This is a genomic window from Corallococcus sp. CA049B, from assembly GCF_003611685.1.
Taxonomy (GTDB): Bacteria; Myxococcota; Myxococcia; order Myxococcales; family Myxococcaceae; genus Corallococcus; species Corallococcus coralloides.
The window spans coordinates 25806-44725 of sequence record NZ_RAWC01000053.1; the positions used below are offsets into that span (position 1 = coordinate 25806).

22 protein-coding genes are annotated in these 18920 nt (G+C 71.1%); 21 read left to right on the forward strand and 1 reads right to left on the reverse strand.

The window, feature by feature from the left end; translation table 11 throughout:
- Positions 1–6: 6 nt before the first annotated feature.
- On the reverse strand, positions 7–687 hold the full coding sequence (locus D7W82_RS14630; protein ID WP_120618938.1) for a winged helix-turn-helix domain-containing protein: 681 nt from the start codon (positions 685–687) through the stop codon (positions 7–9).
- Between the two features lie 353 nt (positions 688–1040).
- Between D7W82_RS14630 and D7W82_RS14635 the strand changes: the two genes are divergently transcribed.
- The 21 genes from D7W82_RS14635 to D7W82_RS14735 form a co-directional block, all read left to right on the forward strand.
- Positions 1041–1640 (forward strand): DUF177 domain-containing protein, encoded by a 600-nt coding sequence (locus D7W82_RS14635; protein WP_120618939.1) that lies wholly within the window; start codon positions 1041–1043, stop codon positions 1638–1640.
- A gap of 58 nt (positions 1641–1698) precedes the next feature.
- Positions 1699–1887: a 50S ribosomal protein L32 gene (gene rpmF, locus D7W82_RS14640; RefSeq protein WP_014395447.1), complete on the forward strand. Its 189-nt coding sequence runs from the start codon at positions 1699–1701 to the stop codon at positions 1885–1887.
- A gap of 20 nt (positions 1888–1907) precedes the next feature.
- Positions 1908–2969: a phosphate acyltransferase PlsX gene (plsX, locus tag D7W82_RS14645; RefSeq protein ID WP_120618940.1), complete on the forward strand. Its 1062-nt coding sequence runs from the start codon at positions 1908–1910 to the stop codon at positions 2967–2969.
- A 44-nt stretch (positions 2970–3013) separates the two neighbouring features.
- Positions 3014–4015, forward strand: a complete 1002-nt coding sequence (locus D7W82_RS14650; protein WP_120618964.1) for a beta-ketoacyl-ACP synthase III — start codon at positions 3014–3016, stop codon at positions 4013–4015.
- Positions 4016–4043: 28 nt separating this feature from the next.
- A complete protein-coding gene (fabD, locus tag D7W82_RS14655) occupies positions 4044–4982 on the forward strand; it encodes an ACP S-malonyltransferase (RefSeq protein WP_120618941.1) in 939 nt (312 codons plus the stop codon).
- Positions 4979–5728, forward strand: a complete 750-nt coding sequence (gene fabG, locus D7W82_RS14660; protein ID WP_120618942.1) for a 3-oxoacyl-[acyl-carrier-protein] reductase — start codon at positions 4979–4981, stop codon at positions 5726–5728. The genes fabD and fabG overlap by 4 nt, the downstream gene beginning before the upstream one ends.
- Positions 5729–5834: 106 nt before the next feature.
- Positions 5835–6083, forward strand: coding sequence for an acyl carrier protein (acpP, locus tag D7W82_RS14665; RefSeq protein WP_014395452.1), 249 nt, complete (start codon positions 5835–5837; stop codon positions 6081–6083).
- Positions 6084–6169: 86 nt separating this feature from the next.
- Complete coding sequence (gene fabF, locus D7W82_RS14670) at positions 6170–7426, forward strand: beta-ketoacyl-ACP synthase II (protein ID WP_120618943.1); 1257 nt, start codon at positions 6170–6172, stop codon at positions 7424–7426.
- Positions 7427–7529: 103 nt separating this feature from the next.
- The gene (rpiB, locus tag D7W82_RS14675) at positions 7530–7976 is read left to right on the forward strand and encodes a ribose 5-phosphate isomerase B (protein WP_120618944.1); all 447 of its coding nucleotides are present in this window, start codon (positions 7530–7532) and stop codon (positions 7974–7976) included.
- Between the two features lie 60 nt (positions 7977–8036).
- The gene (gene glyA / locus D7W82_RS14680) at positions 8037–9293 is read left to right on the forward strand and encodes a serine hydroxymethyltransferase (protein WP_120618945.1); all 1257 of its coding nucleotides are present in this window, start codon (positions 8037–8039) and stop codon (positions 9291–9293) included.
- Positions 9294–9302: 9 nt separating this feature from the next.
- On the forward strand, positions 9303–9806 hold the full coding sequence (gene nrdR / locus D7W82_RS14685; protein ID WP_014395456.1) for a transcriptional regulator NrdR: 504 nt from the start codon (positions 9303–9305) through the stop codon (positions 9804–9806).
- 10 nt (positions 9807–9816) lie between these two features.
- A complete protein-coding gene (gene ribD / locus D7W82_RS14690) occupies positions 9817–10980 on the forward strand; it encodes a bifunctional diaminohydroxyphosphoribosylaminopyrimidine deaminase/5-amino-6-(5-phosphoribosylamino)uracil reductase RibD (RefSeq protein ID WP_120618946.1) in 1164 nt (387 codons plus the stop codon).
- Between the two features lie 40 nt (positions 10981–11020).
- A complete protein-coding gene (locus D7W82_RS14695) occupies positions 11021–11686 on the forward strand; it encodes a riboflavin synthase (RefSeq protein ID WP_120618947.1) in 666 nt (221 codons plus the stop codon).
- A 27-nt stretch (positions 11687–11713) separates the two neighbouring features.
- Complete coding sequence (gene ribE, locus D7W82_RS14700; RefSeq protein ID WP_120618948.1) at positions 11714–12214, forward strand: 6,7-dimethyl-8-ribityllumazine synthase; 501 nt, start codon at positions 11714–11716, stop codon at positions 12212–12214.
- 5 nt (positions 12215–12219) lie between these two features.
- The gene (gene nusB, locus D7W82_RS14705; RefSeq protein WP_120618949.1) at positions 12220–12645 is read left to right on the forward strand and encodes a transcription antitermination factor NusB; all 426 of its coding nucleotides are present in this window, start codon (positions 12220–12222) and stop codon (positions 12643–12645) included.
- Complete coding sequence (locus D7W82_RS14710) at positions 12642–13133, forward strand: M17 family peptidase N-terminal domain-containing protein (protein WP_120618950.1); 492 nt, start codon at positions 12642–12644, stop codon at positions 13131–13133. The genes nusB and D7W82_RS14710 overlap by 4 nt, the downstream gene beginning before the upstream one ends.
- 54 nt (positions 13134–13187) lie before the next feature.
- Complete coding sequence (locus tag D7W82_RS14715; RefSeq protein ID WP_120618951.1) at positions 13188–13562, forward strand: response regulator; 375 nt, start codon at positions 13188–13190, stop codon at positions 13560–13562.
- Positions 13559–15802 (forward strand): chemotaxis protein CheA, encoded by a 2244-nt coding sequence (locus D7W82_RS14720; RefSeq protein WP_120618952.1) that lies wholly within the window; start codon positions 13559–13561, stop codon positions 15800–15802. Before D7W82_RS14715 ends, D7W82_RS14720 begins: the two co-directional genes overlap by 4 nt.
- Positions 15803–15836: 34 nt before the next feature.
- Positions 15837–16400: a chemotaxis protein CheW gene (locus D7W82_RS14725; protein WP_120618953.1), complete on the forward strand. Its 564-nt coding sequence runs from the start codon at positions 15837–15839 to the stop codon at positions 16398–16400.
- Entirely contained in the window at positions 16397–16924 is a 528-nt protein-coding gene (locus D7W82_RS14730) for a chemotaxis protein CheW (protein ID WP_120618954.1), read from the forward strand. Before D7W82_RS14725 ends, D7W82_RS14730 begins: the two co-directional genes overlap by 4 nt.
- Before the next feature lie 81 nt (positions 16925–17005).
- Positions 17006–18920: HEAT repeat domain-containing protein (locus D7W82_RS14735; protein ID WP_233587573.1), on the forward strand; the 1915-nt coding region annotated here is incomplete at its 3' end.

An 18920-nucleotide genomic window follows, 5' to 3' on the forward strand; every position in this document is an offset into this window, starting at 1 on the left:
GCGGCCTCACGGAGGGCTGAGCTTGTAGCCCACGCCGCGCACGGTCTCGATGATGTCGCCCGCGGGGCCCAGCTTCTCGCGCAGGCGCTTGATGTGCGTGTCCACGGTGCGCGTGTGGATTTCGGCCTGGATGCCCCAGACGTCGGACAGGAGCACCTCGCGCGTCTGCACGCGGTCGCTTCGCTCCAGCAGTGTGCGCAGCAGGCGGAACTCCAGCGCGGTGAGGATGATCTCCTCGCCCTTCACCCGCACCTGGTGGCGTGACGTGTCCAGGCTGATGTCGCCCGCGGTCAGCACCGCGGCGGGGCCTTCCTCCGCGTCCGCGCGGCGCAGCACGGCCTTCACGCGCAGGAGCAGTTCGCGCACGGAGAAGGGCTTCACCACGTAGTCGTCCGCGCCCAGCTCCAGGCCCTGGATGCGGTCGGCCTCCTGGCCCTTGGCGCTGACGATGACGACCGCGGCCTTCTTCAGCTCCGCGTCGCTCTTGAGCATGCGCAGGACTTCACCGCCCGCCACGTCCGGCAGCATCAGGTCCAGCAGCACCAGGTCCGGAGGGTGGGCCCGCGCCCGGGCCAGGCCCCCCGCGCCGGTGTTCGCCGTGTCCGTTTCGAAGCCCGCCGCGCGGAGGTTGTAGTCGACGAGTCCGGCCAGGTCCTGCTCGTCCTCGATGATGAGGATGCGCGCCATGAAGGTGCTCCCGCGAAGGGATGGAATGCGTGGCGTCCCGTAACAGATTCGTTCCGGCACGCCCGGGACATCCATGTGACATCCAGGCCCCACGCCCGCCCGCCTCCCCACCCTGGCACCTGGGGACGGGGGCCGGGGCGCACGGCCCCGCCCCGGCAGGGCGAGCGTCAGCCCGAGCCCCCAGACGCGGAGTGTGCCCCGCCAACCTCGGGCGGGGGTGCGCATCAGATGGAAAGCTGGCAGAGCGGTGTTGAGTGGATCCACGCGGCACGGCTCGCGAGTCCAACCCGGCGTGTTGACTGAAGGGGGGAGTCCCTCTATGTTGCGCGCCCTTTTGCCGGGAAGCCTTGTAGATGGTCGTAAAGATTGAACAAATCAAAGAAGCGGGGCTGACGCTCGACGAGCCCATCGCTCCTGGCCTCCTCAAGGAGGCCCTGGAAGGCCCGGGGTCCGGCGAGGACACCGGCTTTCAGGCGACCGCTCCGTCCACGCTCCACGCCACGCTGCGCAAGCTCAGCGGCGGCGTGCTGCTGAAGGGCAACTTCACCGTCCACGTGGGCGCGCCCTGCAAGCGCTGCCTCACGGACGTGAAGCTGGACCTGCCCGTGTCCTTCACCATCAACCTGGTGCCGGAGTCCCTGGCCCGGGGGGATGACTTCAAGGACGACGACGAGAAGGTCATGGAGAAGAAGGAACGCACCCAGGGTGAATCCGGGGGCACCTTCGCGCTGGACGACACGGACGAGCAGGTTTTCGATGGCAAGACGATCGATCTGGATCCGATCGTCCGGGAACAGGTATTGCTCGCGCTCCCGATGAGCGCGGTCTGTCGGGAAGACTGCCAGGGGCTCTGCTCGCAGTGCGGCCAGAACCTCAATGAAAAGAAGTGCGGCTGCGAGCCGAAGGTCGTGGACCCTCGACTGTCGCCGCTGAAGAACATCAAGCTGAACTGACGGTCCCTATGCCCCTCGCAGGTCGCGAGGGGGGACGGGTCCGATGCCGAGGTGAGCCGTGGGAGTTCCCAAGAAGCGGACGTCGAAGATGCGCCGGGACCGTCGTCGGGCCGGCAACAACAACCTGCGGACCCCCGTGCAGGTCATCAAGTGCTCCAAGTGCAAGGAGCCCGTGATGCCGCACCGCGCCTGCGCGGCCTGTGGCAACTACGGTGGCCGTGAGGTCATCGCGACCGCCGCGGAGTAGTTGAAAGCGGAAGGCTGCCGGTGCGGCTCGTCCTCGACGCGATGGGTGGCGACCACGCCCCCGACGCCGTCGTGGACGGGGGCGTGCTGTTCGCGCGAGCGTATCCCGGGCACGAACTCGTGCTGGTCGGGGACGCCACGCGTGTGCGCCCTGTCCTGGAGCGCGCCGGCGCGCCTCCCAACGTGTCCCTCCACCACGCGTCCGAAGTGGTGGAGATGGACGACCCCGCGACCGCCGCGTTCCGGCGCAAGCGGGACTCCTCGCTCCGGGTGGGCTTCGAGCTCGTCCGGCAAGGGGAGGCGTCCGCCCTCGTGTCGGCGGGCAACTCCGGCGCGGTGATGGCCGGTGGCATGTTGACGCTCGGCCGGATCCCCGGCGTGGAGCGTCCGGCCATCGCGGCCCTGTTCCCGGCCTTGAAGGGCGAAGGCCGCTGCCTGCTGCTGGACGCGGGCGCCAACGTGGACTGCCGCGCCTCACACCTGGCCCAGTTCGCCGTGCTCGGCGAGGCCTACTCGCGCACGCGCCTGGGCGTGAAGCGCCCCCGGGTGGCGGTGCTCTCCAACGGCGAAGAAGAGTCCAAGGGCACGCAGCTCACGCGGGACGCGAGCGCGCTGTTGCGCCGCTCGGACCTGGAGTTCGTGGGCTACGTGGAGGGCAAGGACCTGTTCTCCGGCGACGTGGAGGTCGTCGTGACGGACGGCTTCACCGGCAACATCGTCCTGAAGACCTCCGAGGGCGTGGGCATGGGCATCACCGGCCTCCTGCGCTCCGCCATCGAGAAGCGCGGCGGCCTGCCGGAGAAGCTGGGCGCGCTCCTGCTCAAGCCCACCCTGCTGGGGCTGCGCCGCGTCATGGACTACGCCGAATACGGCGGCGCGCCGCTCCTGGGCCTCCAGGGAGTGGGCATCGTCGCGCACGGCCGCTCCTCTCCCCGCGCCATCCACAACGCGCTCGTCACCACGCTGCAGCATGTGCGCGCGGGCGTGCAGGAAGAGCTGACGCGCTGCATCGCCAACGCCGCCGCCTGGCTTCCTCCCCACCAGCGGGGGAGGAAGGCGGACGGGGACGAAGGGGCCGATTAGAGCGCGCCGGCCATGCGTTGGACTCCGACGACTCCGGAGGCCTCGTGGCACGCACGCACATCATCGGAACCGGTTCCTATGCTCCCACGCGGGTCCTGACCAACCAGGACCTGGAGCGCCTGGTGGAGACGAGCGACGCGTGGATCCGCGAGCGCACCGGCATCCAGGAGCGCAGGCAGGCCGCCCCCGACGAGGCGACGAGCGACCTGGCGGTGAACGCCGCCCGCCACGCGCTGGAGATGGCGGGCGTGTCGCCCGGTGACCTGGAGCTCATCGTCGTGGGCACCGTCACCGCGGACATGCCCATGCCGTCCTGCGCCGCGCTGGTGCAGTCGAAGCTGGGGGCGAAGCGCGCCTTCGCCTTCGACGTGTCCGCCGCGTGCGCCGGCGGGCTGTACGCGCTGAGCGTGGCGGACCAGTTCGTGCGCTCGGGGCAGGTGAAGCGCGCGCTCGTCGTGGGCGCGGACCTGCTCACCCGCGCGGTGGACTGGACGGACCGCAACACCTGCGTCCTCTTCGGGGATGGCGCGGGCGCCCTGGTGCTGGGGGCGGAGCAGGACACGGACGAAGACGCCATGGCGCCGCGCGGCATCCTCTCCACCCACCTGCGCACCGACGGCGACCTCGCGAACCTGCTCTGCATCCCCGCCGGTGGCTCGAGGACCCCCGTCACCGCGGACAACGTGGATGCAAATCTTCACAAGCTCAAGATGAACGGGAAGGAAGTGTTCCGCTTCGCGGTGCGCGCGCTGGTGGAATCCACCCAGGCTTCATTGGGGGCCCACGGAATGGATGCGACGCAGGTGGACCACGTCATCGCCCATCAGGCGAACCTGCGAATCCTGGAAGCCGTGATGGAACGGCTGGAGATTCCCAAGGAAAAATGCTGGCTCAACCTGCACAAGTACGGCAACACGTCGTCCGCCTCGCTGCCCATGTCGCTGGATGAGGCGCAGCGCGCCGGCCGCCTCAAGCGCGGGGATGTCATCGCGATGATGGCCATTGGCGCGGGGATGGCGTGGGGCAGCGCGGTGGTGCGCTGGTAGGCAGGACGACACAAGGAAGGACCGCAACATGGCGAAGGTCGCGTTCGTGTTTCCCGGGCAGGGCAGTCAGGCCGTGGGGATGGGCAAGGACCTCTACGAGCAGTTCCCTGAAGCGCGGGCCGTCTTCGACGCCGTGGACGACGCGCTGCACGAGAAGCTCTCCACCTCCTGCTTCGAGGGCCCGGAGGAGGCGCTGAAGCTCACCGCCAACACCCAGCCGGCCATCCTCACGGTGTCGGCCGCGGTGCACGCGGTGTTCCAGAAGCGCGGCCCGGCCCCTGCGTTCGTCGCGGGCCACTCGCTGGGCGAGTACTCCGCGCTGGTGGCCGCGGGCGCCATGGACCTCCAGGACGCGGCGCGGGCGGTGCGCGCGCGCGGCACCTTCATGCAGGAGGCGGTGCCCGTGGGCACGGGCGGCATGGCCGTCATCCTGGGCCTCACCCCGGACGCGGTGAAGGCCGCCTGCGACGCCGCGGCGGAAGGGCAGGTCGTCTCTCCGGCCAACTACAACTCCCCCGAGCAGACGGTCATCGCGGGCCACGCGGCCGCGGTGGAGCGCGCGGGCGCGAAGTGCAAGGAGGCCGGGGCCAAGCGCGTCATGCCGCTGCCCGTCTCCGCGCCGTTCCACTGCGCGCTGATGGACCCGGTGAAGCCGCGCCTGGCGGAGGTGCTGGCGGGCGTGCGCATCCATGCGCCGTCCGTGCCGGTGGTGAGCAACGTGGAGGCCAGGCCCAACGCGGACGCGTCCCGCGTGGTGCCGCTCCTCTTGGAGCAGGTGAGCGCGCCGGTGCGTTGGATTGAGTGCGTGGAGTCGCTGAAGGCGAACGGCGTCACGCACGTGGTGGAGCTGGGGCCGGGCAAGGTGCTGGGCGGGCTCATCAAGCGCATCACCAAGGACATCGAATCGTTCAACGTCGAGAACGCCGCGACCCTGGAGAAGGTGCTCGCCGCGTTGGGGGCAGCATGAGCGGCTTCAAGGACAAGGTGGTGCTGGTGACGGGCGGCTCGCGCGGCATCGGCCGGGCGTGCGCGCAGGCCTTCGCGAAGGCGGGCGCGTCCACCGTGGTCATCAGCTACGTGGGCAACGAGGCCGCCGCGCAGGAGACGGTGGCCCTGCTCCAGGAGGCGGGCGCGAAGGCGGAGGCCGTGAAGTTCGACCTGGCGGACACCGCCGCGTGCGCGGGCGCCATCGACGGCGTCGTCAAGGCGCATGGCCGGCTGGATGTGCTGGTGAACAACGCCGGCATGGCCATTGACGGCCTGGTGATGCGCGTCAAGGACGAGGACTGGGACCGGCAGCTGGACACCAACCTCCGGGGCGCCTTCGCGCTCATCCGCGCCGCCAGCCGCCCCATGATGAAGCAGCGCTCCGGCGCCATCATCAACATCACCTCGGTCGTGGGGGAGATGGGCAACCCGGGGCAGGCGGCCTACTCGGCGGCCAAGGCGGGGCTCATCGGCCTGACCAAGTCCGTGGCCAAGGAGCTGGCCACCCGGAGCATCCGCGTCAATGCCGTGTCCCCCGGGTTCATCGGGACGGACATGACGTCGCACCTGGACGACGAGCTGCGGCAGAAGATGGTGGGCGGCATCGCGCTCGGCCGCCTGGGCAACCCGGAGGAGGTCGCCGGGGCCGTGGTGTTCCTCGCGAGTGATGCGGCGTCCTACATCACCGGCGAGGTCCTGAAGGTCAACGGCGGCATGTACATGTAAGCCAAGGTTGGATTGCCGCCGGGCGTGGGATATACCGCGCCCGCCTTGAAGACGGCCCGCGACTCAAAACGGCGGGCCCCATCTGTAGCTGGAGGGTTCTGCACGTATGTCCACCACCGCAACCGACGTGGAAACCAAGATCAAGTCCATCATCGCCGACCAGCTCGGTGTGGGTGAGGATGAGATCAAGCCTGAGTCGTCCTTCATCGAAGACCTGGGCGCGGACAGCCTCGACATCGTCGAGCTGGTCATGGCGATGGAAGAGGAGTTCGAGGTCGAGATTCCGGACGACGAGGCGGAGAACATCAAGACCGTCGGCGACGCCGTGAACTACGTGAAGACCCACAAGAAGTAGGCAGTCGCGACACCCGGAAGTCCGGGGCCTGGGGGAGCGTCCTCACCGGCGCTTCCGCGCCCCATCGCGGTCAGCGGAGAAGAACAGTGTCCAACCGTCGAGTCGTCATCACCGGAACCGGCATCATTTCTGCGCTGGGCACCGGCACCGAGAAGAACTGGCAGGCGATGCTGGCCGGTCAATCCGGTATCAGCACGATCACCCGTTTCGACCTGGGGAAGCTCGACGCGCGCATCGCGGGCGAGGTGAAGGACTTCCAGCCCGAGCAGTTCATCGACAGGCGCGAGGTGCGCCGGATGGACCTGTTCGCCCAGTACGCGATGGCCGCGGCCGACATGGCGGTGAAGGAGTCGGGCCTGCCCATCGGCCCGGACGCGCCCCATGGCTACCTCCCGGAGCGCGTGGGGGTCATCGTGGGCTCCGGCATCGGCGGCATCTCCTCCCTGGAGGAGCAGCACCGCAAGGGGCTGGAGAAGGGGTTCGACCGGCTGTCGCCCTTCTTCATCATCCAGATGATCGTCAACATGGCGCCTGGGCTCATCTCCATGCGCTACAACTGCAAGGGCCCCAACTGGGCCCCGGTGTCCGCGTGCGCCACCAGCGCGCACGCCATCGGCGAGGCCTGGAAGTCCATCCGCCTGGGTGAGACGGACGCGGCCATCGCCGGCGGCGCGGAGGCGGCCATCACGCCCCTGGGCATGGGCGGCTTCTCCGTGATGAAGGCCCTGTCCACGCGCAACGACGACCCGGCGCGCGCCAGCCGTCCCTTCGACAAGGAGCGCGACGGCTTCGTGATGGGCGAGGGCGCGGGCATCGTCGTCCTGGAGGAGATGGAGGCCGCGAAGAAGCGCGGCGCCAACATCCTGGCGGAGGTGGTGGGGTATGGCGCCAACTCGGACGCGTACCACGTCACCCAGCCGGCCCCGGAGGGCGAGGGCGCGGCGCGCTGCATGCGCCTGGCGCTGGCGTCCGCGGGCATGCGGCCGGACGAGGTGGGCTACGTCAACGCCCACGGCACGTCCACGCCGTTCAACGACGCGAACGAGACCAAGGCCCTGAAGGCCGTGTTCGGCGACCACGCGCGCAAGCTGGCGGTGTCGTCCACCAAGTCCATGACGGGCCACATGCTCGGCGCGGCGGGTGGAGCGGAGGCGGTGGTGAGCGTGCAGGTGCTCACCAAGAACGTGCTGCCGCCCACCATCAACATGACGTCGCCGGACCCGGACTGCGACCTGGACTACGTGCCCAACACGGCGCGCGAAGCCCGCGTCGACGCGGTGATGAGCAACTCGTTCGGCTTCGGCGGCACCAACGCGGTGCTGGTGTTCAAGCGCTTCGCCTGACGGCCCTCCGGCCCGCTGCTCCCGGTGACGGGCAGCGGCGGGCAGGGGCCCTCCTTCCCGGCCCCGCCCTCACGGCGCGGGCCCCGCCTTCCGGAGTCCGGCCGTGAAAGTCATCCTCGCCTCCGACCATGCGGGCATCGAGCTGCGCCAGGAGCTGGTGGCGCTCCTGAAGGAGCGCGGCACCGACTTCCAGGACCTGGGCCCGCAGACGCGCGAGTCCGTGGACTACCCGGACTTCGCCTCCCAGGTGGCACGCCAGGTGGTGGCCGAAGAGGGCACGCTGGGTGTGCTGGTGTGCGGCACCGGCATCGGGATGAGCATCGTGGCCAACAAGCACCGGGGCATCCGGGCGGCCCTGTGCACCACCGAGTTCGAGGCGCGGATGACCCGCGCGCACAACGACGCCAACGTGTTGTGCCTGGGCCAGCGCGTGGTGGGCGCGGGCGTGGCGCGCGGCATCCTGGAGGCCTTCCTCTCCACCGCCTTCGAGGGCGGCCGCCACGAGAAGCGCGTCCAGAAGATTCGCGACGTCGAGGCCCAGCAGCGCTGACGGGCTTCGCGGACGTCCCTCAAGCAGTCCCCTTCGTTCGTACGCCAGGAGGCAACCCCCATGGAGAACACCCGCACGCTGTCCCAGGTGGATCCTGAAATCGCCCAGGTGCTCCGGCACGAGACGGAGCGTCAGGAGGAGGGGCTGGAGCTCATCGCCTCGGAGAACTTCGTCAGCCCCGCGGTGCTGGAGGCGGTGGGCTCCGTGCTCACCAACAAGTACGCGGAAGGCTACCCCGGCAAGCGCTACTACGGCGGCTGCGAGGTGGTGGACGTGGCGGAGAACCTGGCCATCGCGCGCGCCAAGGAGCTGTTCGGCGCGGACGCGGTGAACGTGCAGGCGCACTCCGGCAGCCAGGCCAACATGGGCGCCTTCATGGCGCTGATGAAGCCGGGCGACACCATGCTGTCCCTGGACCTGAACTCCGGCGGCCACCTCACCCACGGCGCGTCGTTCAACTTCTCCGGCAAGCTCTACAAGGTCGTCCACTACGGCCTGTCCCGCGACACGGAGACCATCGACTTCGCGCAGGTGGAGTCCCTGGCCCTGGAGCACAAGCCGAAGGTGCTGGTGGTGGGCGCCAGCGCGTACCCGCGCACGCTCGACTTCGCGAAGTTCCGCGAGATCGCCGACAAGGCGGGCGCCGCCATGCTGGTGGACATGGCCCACATCGCGGGCCTGGTGGCCGCGGGCGTGCACCCCTCGCCGGTGCCCTTCGCGGAGATCGTCACCACGACCACGCACAAGACGCTGCGCGGCCCGCGTGGCGGCATGGTGCTCAGCCGCGAGGCCTTCGCGAAGACCATCAACAGCCAGATCTTCCCCGGCATCCAGGGCGGCCCGCTGATGCACGCCATCGCGGGCAAGGCGGTGGCCTTCAAGGAGGCGCTGTCGCCGGAGTTCAAGACGTACCAGAAGCAGATTGTGGCCAACGCGCAGGCGCTGGCGGAGGCGCTGAAGTCCGCGGGCCTGCGGCTGTGCTCGGGGGGCACGGACAACCACCTGATGCTGGTGGACCTGCGCGCCAAGAAGCTCACCGGCAAGGTGGCCGAGGACGTGCTGGGCAAGGCGGGCATCACGGTCAACAAGAACATGATCCCCTTCGACCCGGAGAAGCCCACGACGACGTCTGGCGTCCGGGTGGGCACCCCGGCCATCACCACGCGCGGCATGCGCGAGGCGGAGATGGCGGTGGTGGGCCGGCTCATCGGCCAGGCGCTGGACGCCGCGCAGGACGACGCGGCGCTCGCGCGGGTCAAGGGCCAGGTGAAGGAGTTGGCCCAGGGCTTCCCGCTGTACGCCTCACGGTTGAAGTAAAGAAAGCCCGTGCGCTGCCCCTTCTGTCAGGACCCGGAGAACAAGGTCATCGACTCGCGCGAGTCGCACGAGGGCTCCGTCATCCGGCGGCGCCGCGAGTGCCTGGCCTGCAAGCGCCGCTTCACCACGTACGAGCGGGTGGAGGAGCTCTACCCGCTCATCGTGAAGAAGGACGGCCGGCGCGAGGCCTTCGACCGCGAGAAGATGCTCAACGGCCTGAAGAAGGCGTGTGAGAAGCGCCCGGTGTCCGCCGCGCAGCTGGAGGCGACGGTGGAGGACATCGAGCGGCTGCTCCAGGGGATGGGGGAGAAAGAGGTCCCCTCCTCATCCATTGGCGAGCACGTGATGCGGCGGTTACAGCAGCTGGACGAGGTGGCCTACGTGCGCTTCGCGTCCGTGTACCGCAGCTTCCGGGACATCTCCGAGTTCATGCACGAGCTGAAGGACCTGCTCGAGGACCAGGAGCGTGAGCGCAAGGCGAAGCCGCCTGTGACTCCGCCCAAGGACGGTTAGGAAGGGCGGTATGCGCTTGCTCACGCGGTCACGGTTGCAGGCGGTGAAGACGCCCCGCTCCAAGCGCGCGGCGGACTTCGACCACGCGGTGGCCGAGTTCTTCATGCGCATCGCCCTGGAGGAGGCCGCCAAGGGCCTGGGCCGCACCAGCCCCAACCCCGTCGTGGGCGCGGTGCTGGTGAAGGGCGGGCGCATCATCGCGCGCGGCCACCACAAGAAGGCCGGCACGGCGCACGCGGAGGTCGTCGCGCTGGAGGCCGCGGGCTCCAAGGCGCGCGGCGCGGACCTCTACACGACGCTGGAGCCGTGCGACCACTACGGGCGCACCCCGCCGTGCAGCCTGGCGGTGCTGGAGGCCGGCGTGCGGCGCGTGTTCAGCGCGTCCTCGGACCCCAATCCGCTCGTCAGCGGCAAGGGGCTCAACCGGCTCAAGCGCGGCGGCGTGGCGGTGATGACGCACGTCCTCAAGGACGAAGCGGACGCGCTCAACCGCCCCTTCTTCAAGATGATGCGCACGGGCCTGCCGTGGGTGACGCTCAAGGCCGCGGTGACGCTGGACGGGAAGATCGCCGCGCCGTCCGGAGACTCGCGCTGGGTGACGGGCGAGGCTTCGCGCGCGTGGGTGCACCGGCTGCGCGACCAGGTGGACGCCATCCTCGTGGGCGCGAACACCGTGCGCATGGATGACCCGCAGCTCACCACGCGGCTGCCCGGCGGGGGGGGCAAGGACCCGGTGCGCGTGGTGGTGGACTCGCACCTCAAGCTGTCTCCGGGCCACACCGTCTTCACCCAGCGCAGCCCCGCGCGCACCGTCATCGCCACGCTGGAGGACCCGGAGGGCCGGCGCGCCCGGCGCTTCCTGGCCCAGGGCGTGGAGGTGTGGAACGTGCGCGCGAAGCAGGACCGCGTGGACCTGAAGGCCGTGCTCAAGCGCGTGAAGAAGGAGGGGCTCAACCACGTGCTCGTGGAGGGCGGCGCGGGCCTGTACGGCACGCTGCTTCGCGAGCACCTGGCGGATGCGCTCGCCCTGTTCCTCGCCCCCAAGCTGGTGGGGGCGGGGGGCCTGTCGTGGGCGGGCGAGCTGGGCGTGAAGGACATGGCCCATGCCCTGGCCGTGAAGGACCTGACGATGGAGAAGGTGGGGGACGACGTCCTCCTGCGCGCGCTGCTCTGAAGGCCAGCGCCCGGCCAGGGCATCCGTTAAGGTTCCGGCCATGTTCACCGGACTCATCCAGGACACTGGCACCGTCACCCGCGTCACCTCTGGCGCGATGACCGACTTCTGGATTCGCACCTCGCTGGGCGCGGAGGCCTTCGCCCTGGGTGAATCCATCGCCGTGGACGGCGCGTGCCTCACGGTGGTGGAGAAGGGCGGGGACACCTTCCGCGTGCAGGCGGCCCCGGAGACGCTGCGGCGCACCACGCTGGGGGACCGGAAGACGGGCGACAGGGTGAACCTGGAGCGGGCGCTCGCCCTGGGGGACCGGCTGGGCGGGCACCTGGTGTCGGGCCACGTGGACGCCGTCAGTGAGGTGCTGGAGACGTTCTCGGAAGGGGGCTCTTGGGTGATGGTGTTCCGGCTGCCTCCGGAGCTGGCGCCCTGCTTCATCGAGAAGGGCTCCGTCACCATCGACGGCATCAGCCTCACGGTGAACGCGGTGGATGCCAGCACCTTCCGGGTGCAGCTGATTCCGGAGACGCAGGCGCGCACCACCCTGCACGGCAAGGGCCCCGGGGCGAAGGTGAACCTGGAGGGCGACCTCATTGGCAAGTACGTGGCCCGGCTGTACGCCCTCCGGGGAGCCCCGGAGGCGGCTGGCCAGGGGACGGGGCTGACGGAGGCGGTGGTGCGGGCGGCGGGTTTCAGCCCTCGCGGGTAGGGGCGCAGGTGGTGTAAGGAGCGCGCCATGCCTCGCTATTTCGAAGGGGATTTCCTCCCCCCCCAGGGCCGGTTCGCCATCTGCGTGTCCCGGTTCAACAGCTTCATCACGGAGGAGCTCTTGAAGGGCGCCGTGGACACCCTGGTACGCCATGGCGTGAAGGACGACGCCATCGACGTGTACCGCTGCCCCGGCACCTATGAGCTGCCCGGCCTCACCCGCCGCGTGTCGGAGGGGGGCCAGTACGCGGGCATCATCGTCCTGGGCGCGGTGATTCGCGGCGGCACCCCCCACTTCGACTACGTGGCGGGCGAGTGCGCCAAGGGCATTGGTTCGGTGGCGTTCAGCGCGGCGTCCGGCGTCAAGCCGGCGGCGGTGACGTTCGGCGTCCTCACGTGCGATACCGTGGAGCAGGCCATCGACCGGGCCGGCGTGAAGGCGGGCAACAAGGGCGCGGAGGCCACGCTGGCCTGCATCGAGATGGTCAACCTCTTCGCGCGCATGACGGGCGCGGAGCGAAAGGGATAACCGCGATGGGCGCGCGCAGAACAGCACGGGAGCGGGCGCTGCAGGCGCTCTACAAGTTGGAGATGACCCAGGGTGCCACCACGCGGGAGGCCCTGGACGCGGCGTGGGCCGCCTCCGCGGAGGACGGCACTCCGGAGCCGGACGCGGTGAAGTTCGCCAAGGAGCTCGTGGAGGGCGTGGAGGCCCACCGCGAGGAGATTGACGGGCTCATCGAGCGCCACAGCCACAACTGGCGCCTGGACCGCATGTCCCGCATCGACCGCAACGTCCTGCGGCTGGGCATCTTCGAATTGAAGTACCGCCCGGACATCCCCCGCAAGGTGACCATCAACGAGGCGGTGGAGCTGGGGAAGAACTTCGGCAACGAGGAGTCGAGCGCCTTCGTCAACGGCCTCTTGGACCGCGTCGCGGTGGCGCTCGGGAAGCCGTGAGCCAGACGCAGACCCTGGACGTGGGCCTGGAGGGCCTGGACGCGCTGAACGGGGTGGACGCCCTCTGCCTCTTCGTGGCCGAGGACGACCGCCCCCTGCCGTCCTCCGCCGGCTACGTGGACTGGCGGCTGTGCGGCGCCCTGTCGCGCGTGCTCCAGGGCGGGTTCTTCACCGGCGTGAAGGACGACTGGCTCTTGTTGCCGTCGGACGGGAAGCTGACCGTGCCGCGCATCTTCGTGGTGGGGCTGGGCTCCCGGAAGCGCCTGGACCCGGCCTCGCTGGGGGAGGCGCTGGCGGGCGCGGCGAAGGTGTTGAGCCGCGCGAAGGTGGAAGCCGTGGCCTTGGAGGTGCCCCAGGGGTCTTCCCTGAGCGACTCCGCCCGGGCGGAGGCGTACCAGCGGCAGTTCCTGCCCGCGTTCAAGGGGGGACGGGTGTCGCTCCTCGCGGACAAGGGGCTTGTCGGGTCGCTGTCATCCCGGAAGGGTTGACGCGCAGCGGCCAGGCAGGGGTTCTGCTAGCATCCAGCCCTTGAGGCGCGCGCGATGAAGTTCAAGGTGTTGATCGTCGAGGACTCCAAGGTGTCGCGCGAGCACATCGCCGCGACCGTGGAGGCCGTGGAGGGCGTGGAGGCCGTCACCACCGCCAGCGGCTTCGAGGCGCTGAAGCTGCTGCCGCGCCAGCGCTTCGACCTCATCATCACCGACATCAACATGCCCGACATCAACGGGCTGGAGCTCATCAACTTCGTCAAGAAGAACCCCAACTACCGGGACGTGCCGCTCATCATCGTCACCACCGAGGGGCGTGAGCAGGACCGCTCGCGGGGCATGGCGCTGGGCGCCGCCGGCTACCTGGTGAAGCCCTTCCAGCCGGAGGACCTGGAGGCGCTCCTGCGGCGCTTCCTGAAGCCGCTGTGACGCCCGGAGGCAAGGCGCTGGCGGAGTTCGTCGCGGAGGCCACCGAAATCCTGGATGCGCTGGGCCGCGACCTCCTGGCGCTGGACGAGGCGCGGGGCCAGGAGGCGGACCCCGAGCACATCAACGGCATCTTCCGCGCGGCGCACTCGCTCAAGGGCCTGTCGGGCCTCTTCGGCCAGGAGCGCATCAGCCAGCTGGCGCACGCGGCGGAGGACCTGCTGGACCGGCTGCGGCTGGGCCGGCTGACGCTGGACGACCAGGTCCTGGACACGCTGGTGGACGCGCTGGACACGTTCCAGGCGCTGCTGGGCGAAGCCTCCCGGAGCGAGGAGGGCCAAGAGCTCTCCCAGCGCACCCGCGACATGGAGGACCGCATGGCGCGGCTGGGCTCGCCCCCGCCCGCCGTGGAAGAGGATCCGCTGGAGCGGCTGGCGCTGGACGCGACGGTGCGCGCCGTCTTCACCGAGTACGAGGAGCACCGGCTGCGCGAGAACGTGCGGCGCGGCGTGGCGCTGTGGCGGGTGCGCGCGGCGTTCGACCTCACGGACTTCGACCAGGGCCTGGCGGACCTGAACGCGCGCCTCAAGCCCCTGGGCGAGGTCATCAGCACGCTGCCCTCGTCGCGGCCGGGCGGTCTCAACGGCATCGCGTTCGACCTCATCTTCGGCGCGAAGGTGGACGCGCGGGCGCTGGAGGACGGCCTCCGGGGCTCGCCCGCGGAGCTGGCGCCGCTGTCCGTGCGTCCGCCGGAAGCGGGCTCGGCGGAGCCCGTGTTCAACGTGCCTCCGCCGCGCGATGCCGTCGCCGTGCGCGAGGACATCGAGGTCCTGCCTCCGGATGAGGACGCCGGGGACGAGGACGCCGAGACTCCGGTGGAGACCACGAGCCTCGCGACCGTGCCCGCGCACCCGGGGGCAGGCTCTCCGCGCATGCGGGCGGTGGCGCCTCCGGCCACGGTGGTGGGGCTCCAGGCCGCCGCGTCCGCGCCGCTTCCCGCCGGCCGTCCCAAGGCGGAAGAGACGTCCCTGCGCTCGCTCACGCAGACGGTGCGCGTGGACATCGGGCGGCTGGACGGCCTCATCAACATGGTGGGCGAGCTCTTGCTCATCAAGGCGAACCTCCAGCGGCTGGCGGAGACGTCCCGGCAGGACGGCACCGTCGCGCTGTCCAAGCTCTTCGGCCAGGAGCTGTCGCGGGAGACGCGGCAGCTGGAGCGCAAGCTGGAGGCGCTCCAGGAGGGGCTGCTCGAAGCGCGCATGGTCCCGGTGGGCCAGGTCTTCGACAAGCTGGCTCGGCTGGTGCGGAAGATTGCCCGCGAGGCCGGCAAGGAGATCGACTTCGTCAGCTCCGGCGGCGAGGTGGAGCTGGACAAGCTCATCGTGGAGGAGCTCAGCGACCCGCTGATGCACCTCATCCGCAACGCCATCGACCATGGCGCGGAGGGGCCGGAGTCGCGGCTGTCCGCGGGCAAGTCCCGGCGCGCGACGGTGCGGCTGCGCGCGGAGCAGAAGGGCAACCACGTCGTCATCAGCGTGTCCGACGACGGCTCGGGCATCGACGAGGTGCGCGTGCGCGAGGTGGCGCTGTCGCGGGGGCTCGTCACCCCGCCGCAGGTCAGTGAGATGACGCGGCGCGAGCTGCTCAACCTCATCTTCCTGCCGGGCTTCTCCACCCGCTCCAGCGTCAGCTCGCTCTCCGGACGGGGCGTGGGCCTGGACGTGGTGAAGAACAACCTGGGCAACCTCTCCGGCATCATCGACGTGTGGAGCGAGCGCGGGAAGGGAACGGCCTTCCACCTGACGCTGCCGGTGACGCTGGCCATCGTGCGCGCGCTGGTGGTGGGCGTCAGCGGCCGCACCTACGCGGTGCCGCTCAACAGCGTGCTCGAAATCCTGTCCGTGCAGCCGCGCGACATCCGCACCGTGGAGCGGCGTGAGGTGCTGGACCTGCGCGGCCAGACGCTGCCCTTCCTGCGGCTGGGGCGCCTGTTCCACCTGCCGGAGCGCGAAGTGAGCCGCCACTTCGTCGTCGTGGTGGGCCTGGCGCAGCAGCGGCTGGGCATCGCGGTGGACGAGCTGTTCGGCCAGCAGGACATCGTCACCAAGCCCCTGGGCGGCCGGCTGAGCCGCGTGAAGGGCATCTCCGGCGCCACCGACCTGGGCAACCGCCGCACCGTCCTGGTGCTGGATGTCGCGGAACTCCTGGAAGAGGGCATCGCGCAGGAGCGGCGCCGCGCTTGAGGCGTCCGCGCCGGGGGCTGCTATCCTCCCGGGCGTGTCCCGTTTCGAAGCCCTGCTCGACGCGTTCTTCTACCGCCCGGACGAGGACGTCAGCGGCCTGCTGGACTTCGCCGCGGGCAGTGACGACCGGGCGCAGCCGCTGCTGGAGGAGGAGCCCGTCGAGTACCTGGCCTTCCGCCTGGAGGCGGAGTGCTACGCGGTGCCCATCCTCGCGGTGAGGGAGATCTGCAAGGTGCCGCTGCTCACGGAGATTCCGCGCGCGGAGCCGCAGCTGTTGGGCGTGATGAACCTGCGCGGGGAGCTGCTGCCCGTCTACGACGTGAAGCTGCGGCTGCGGCTGGCGGACGCGCCGCCGTTGGTGGCGGGGCCGGACGCGGGCCTGCCGCCCCGGGCCGCGCGCATCCTGGTGCTCAAGACGGAGGACGGGCCCGCGGGCGTGTGGGTGGACTCGGTGGCGGGCGTGGTGCGGCTCAAGCCGTCCATGGTGGAGCTGTCGCCCGCGGGGCTGCGTGGAGACAGGGACTGCGTGGCGGGGCTGGGGCGCAAGGGCTCGCAGCTCTACATCCTGTTGGATCCGGAGCAGGCGCTCGCCCCATGACGGACCCCGTGAATCTGCTGGCCCGCCGCCCGCGCGGTGAGCGGACCTCCGAGACGCCCGCGGCCGAGGCGGAGGTGCAGCTGTGCGCCTTCTTCGTGGGCAACGAGGAGTACGTCCTGGACATCATGCGCGTGGAGGAGATCCTCCCGCCCCAGCGCGTGATTCCCATCCCGCACGCGCCCGCCTTCGTGGAGGGCGTGCTGCACCTGCGCGGCGCGATGCTGCCCGTGGTGGACCTGCACCGGCGCCTGTTGGGGCAGCCCGCGCAGGAGTCGCGGCGCACGCGGCTGCTCGTGTGCCGGCTGGGGACGCGGCGCGTGGTGACGCGGGTGGACCGCGTGGCGGAGGTGCTGCGCGTGCGCCGGTCCGACATCAAGCCCGCGCCGGCGCTCATGGCCGGGGGCCGCACGCCGTTCGTGGTGGGCGTGTGCGGGCCGCCGGAGCGGCTGCGGCTGCTGTTGGACTTGAAGGCGCTCCTGCGCGCGGAGCTGGAGCGCGACGCCCGCCCGCCGCCCGCGGGCTGAGCGCGCCGCATGTGGCGAAGGGTGCGAAGGTGAACGTTTCCATCCGGCGCAGGGCTGCCCACCGGCGGTGGGAGCCGTCTCGTGGGACGCGACTCCCCCGGCGGCTTCAAGCAGGATGCGGACATCCCGAGCAACACGAGCCCCGAAGGAGGACGGCGGATGAGCGACACGGAGCGGTCCCCCGCGGGGCAGGAAGAGGCCCGGTACCGGGCACTTCAGGCGGTGGACCCGCGCGCGCCCGGCGCCCTGGAGACCTTCACCACCGGCCTGCATGACGAGAGCTGGCGCGTGCGTCACGCGGCGGCGGAGGGACTGCGCCGCGTGCCGGATGCGCCGGGCGTCACCGCGCGGCTCATCTCCGTCCTGGGCAGGCGCGGTGAGACGGGCGCGCGCAACGCGGCGGCCGAGGCGCTGGCCGGAATGGGGCCGGTGGCGGTGCCTCCGCTGGTGCACCTGCTGGAGCACGAGGATCCGGATCAGCGCAAGCTGGCGGCGGACATCCTGGGCCAGCTGGGCCGGCCGGAGGTGGAGGACGTGCTCCTGCGCGCGCTCTCCGACGACGACCTCAACGTGCGCGTGGCGGCCGCGGAGGCGCTGGGCCGGATGGGCGGGGACGCCGCTGCGCGGGCGCTGGAAGGCCTGCTGGACGCGCCCACGCCCCTGTTGCGGCTGGCCGCGCTGGAGGGGCTCGCGTCGCTCAAGCGCGCCCCCCCGTTGTCGCGGGTGCTGGCGCTGGTGGAGGACCCCGGGGTGCAGCGCAGCGCCCTGCGGCTGTTGGGCCTGTACGCCCCAGGCGTGGCCACGGAGCGCATCTGCCGGGCGCTGGCGTCGCCGGTGCGCTCGGTGCGCGAGGCGGCGCTCGTCGCGCTCGGGAAGCAGGCCGTGGGGCTGGGCCCGTACGAGCGGGGTGAGCTGGATGCCGTGGCGCGCTCCGTGCTGAGCGGCATCCCGGACGTGACGGCGCACGTGGCGCAGGCCCTGGACGGCGATGACGTCCGGGTGCGGGCCGGCGCGCTGGTGGCGGCCGGAGCGCTGGGCGAAGCGTCGCTCGCGGTGGCGGTGGCGGAGGTGGCGCGCGAGGACCGGCTGTTGCGCGAGGTGCTCTTCACGCTGGGCCAGCTGGGGCCGGAGGGCCGGCGCCTGTTGCTCGGGAGCATGGGCACGCTGTCGCTGCCCGCGCGCACGGTGGCGGCCGAGGCGCTGGTGCTGCTGGTGGACTCGACGTCGGTGCCGGAGCTGTGCGCGCTCCTGGAGTGGGCGGAGGACGACCTGCGCGCGGTGGTGGTGCGCGCGCTGGGGCGCACGCGCTCGCCGGACGCCGTGGCGCCGCTGGTGGAGCTGCTCTCGGACCCCGCGCTGTCGGGCATGGCGGCGCGAGCGCTGGAGCAGCTGACCGTGGCCCACCCGCTGGAGGCGCTGGCCGCGCTGGAGGCGGCGGTGGAGCAGCGCACGACGCCAGCGGCGGTGGCGGTGCTGGGCCGGCTGGGCGGCGCGAGGGTGCTGCCCGTGCTGCGGCGGATTGCCCGTGATGAAGACGCTTCCTGGCGCGCGGCGGCGGTGGAGGCGGCGGGCCGCGCGGACGGAGAGGCCGGCCTGGAGCTGGCGCGCGGCGCGTTGGCGGATGAATCCCCCAAGGTGCGCATCGCCGCGGTGCGCTCCCTGGGGCAGCAGGGCGGCAGGGAGGCCGCGACGTTCCTGGGGCTCGCGCTGAAGGACGAGGACCGCGGCGTGCGCGTGGCAGCGGTGGAGGCCGTGGGCGCGGCGGGCGCGAAGGAGCGCACGCCGGACCTGGAGGCCCTGGTGCGCCATGGCGATGGTGCGCTCGCGATGCTGGCGGTGCGCGCGCTGACGAAGCTGGGGACGGTGGGCGCGGGCGTGCTGTGGGACGCGCTCAGCCATCACGACGCGGAGGTGGTGAAGGCGGCGTTGCAGGCGCTGGGGGCGGCGGGGGCGTCGGCGGATGGGGCGGCGCTGGCGATGTCGCTCCTGGGCCACC

Coding starts and splice junctions, on each gene's coding strand:
- nusB (WP_120618949.1), top strand. CDS start 12,220: ATGGGCGCGCGCAGAACAGCACGGGAGCGGGCGCTGCAGGCGCTCTAC.
- D7W82_RS14730 (WP_120618954.1), top strand. CDS start 16,397: ATGACGGACCCCGTGAATCTGCTGGCCCGCCGCCCGCGCGGTGAGCGG.
- D7W82_RS14715 (WP_120618951.1), top strand. CDS start 13,188: ATGAAGTTCAAGGTGTTGATCGTCGAGGACTCCAAGGTGTCGCGCGAG.
- ribD (WP_120618946.1), top strand. CDS start 9,817: ATGCGCTTGCTCACGCGGTCACGGTTGCAGGCGGTGAAGACGCCCCGC.
- D7W82_RS14695 (WP_120618947.1), top strand. CDS start 11,021: ATGTTCACCGGACTCATCCAGGACACTGGCACCGTCACCCGCGTCACC.
- fabG (WP_120618942.1), top strand. CDS start 4,979: ATGAGCGGCTTCAAGGACAAGGTGGTGCTGGTGACGGGCGGCTCGCGC.
- fabD (WP_120618941.1), top strand. CDS start 4,044: ATGGCGAAGGTCGCGTTCGTGTTTCCCGGGCAGGGCAGTCAGGCCGTG.
- glyA (WP_120618945.1), top strand. CDS start 8,037: ATGGAGAACACCCGCACGCTGTCCCAGGTGGATCCTGAAATCGCCCAG.
- D7W82_RS14635 (WP_120618939.1), top strand. CDS start 1,041: ATGGTCGTAAAGATTGAACAAATCAAAGAAGCGGGGCTGACGCTCGAC.
- acpP (WP_014395452.1), top strand. CDS start 5,835: ATGTCCACCACCGCAACCGACGTGGAAACCAAGATCAAGTCCATCATC.
- ribE (WP_120618948.1), top strand. CDS start 11,714: ATGCCTCGCTATTTCGAAGGGGATTTCCTCCCCCCCCAGGGCCGGTTC.
- D7W82_RS14630 (WP_120618938.1), bottom strand. CDS start 687: ATGGCGCGCATCCTCATCATCGAGGACGAGCAGGACCTGGCCGGACTC.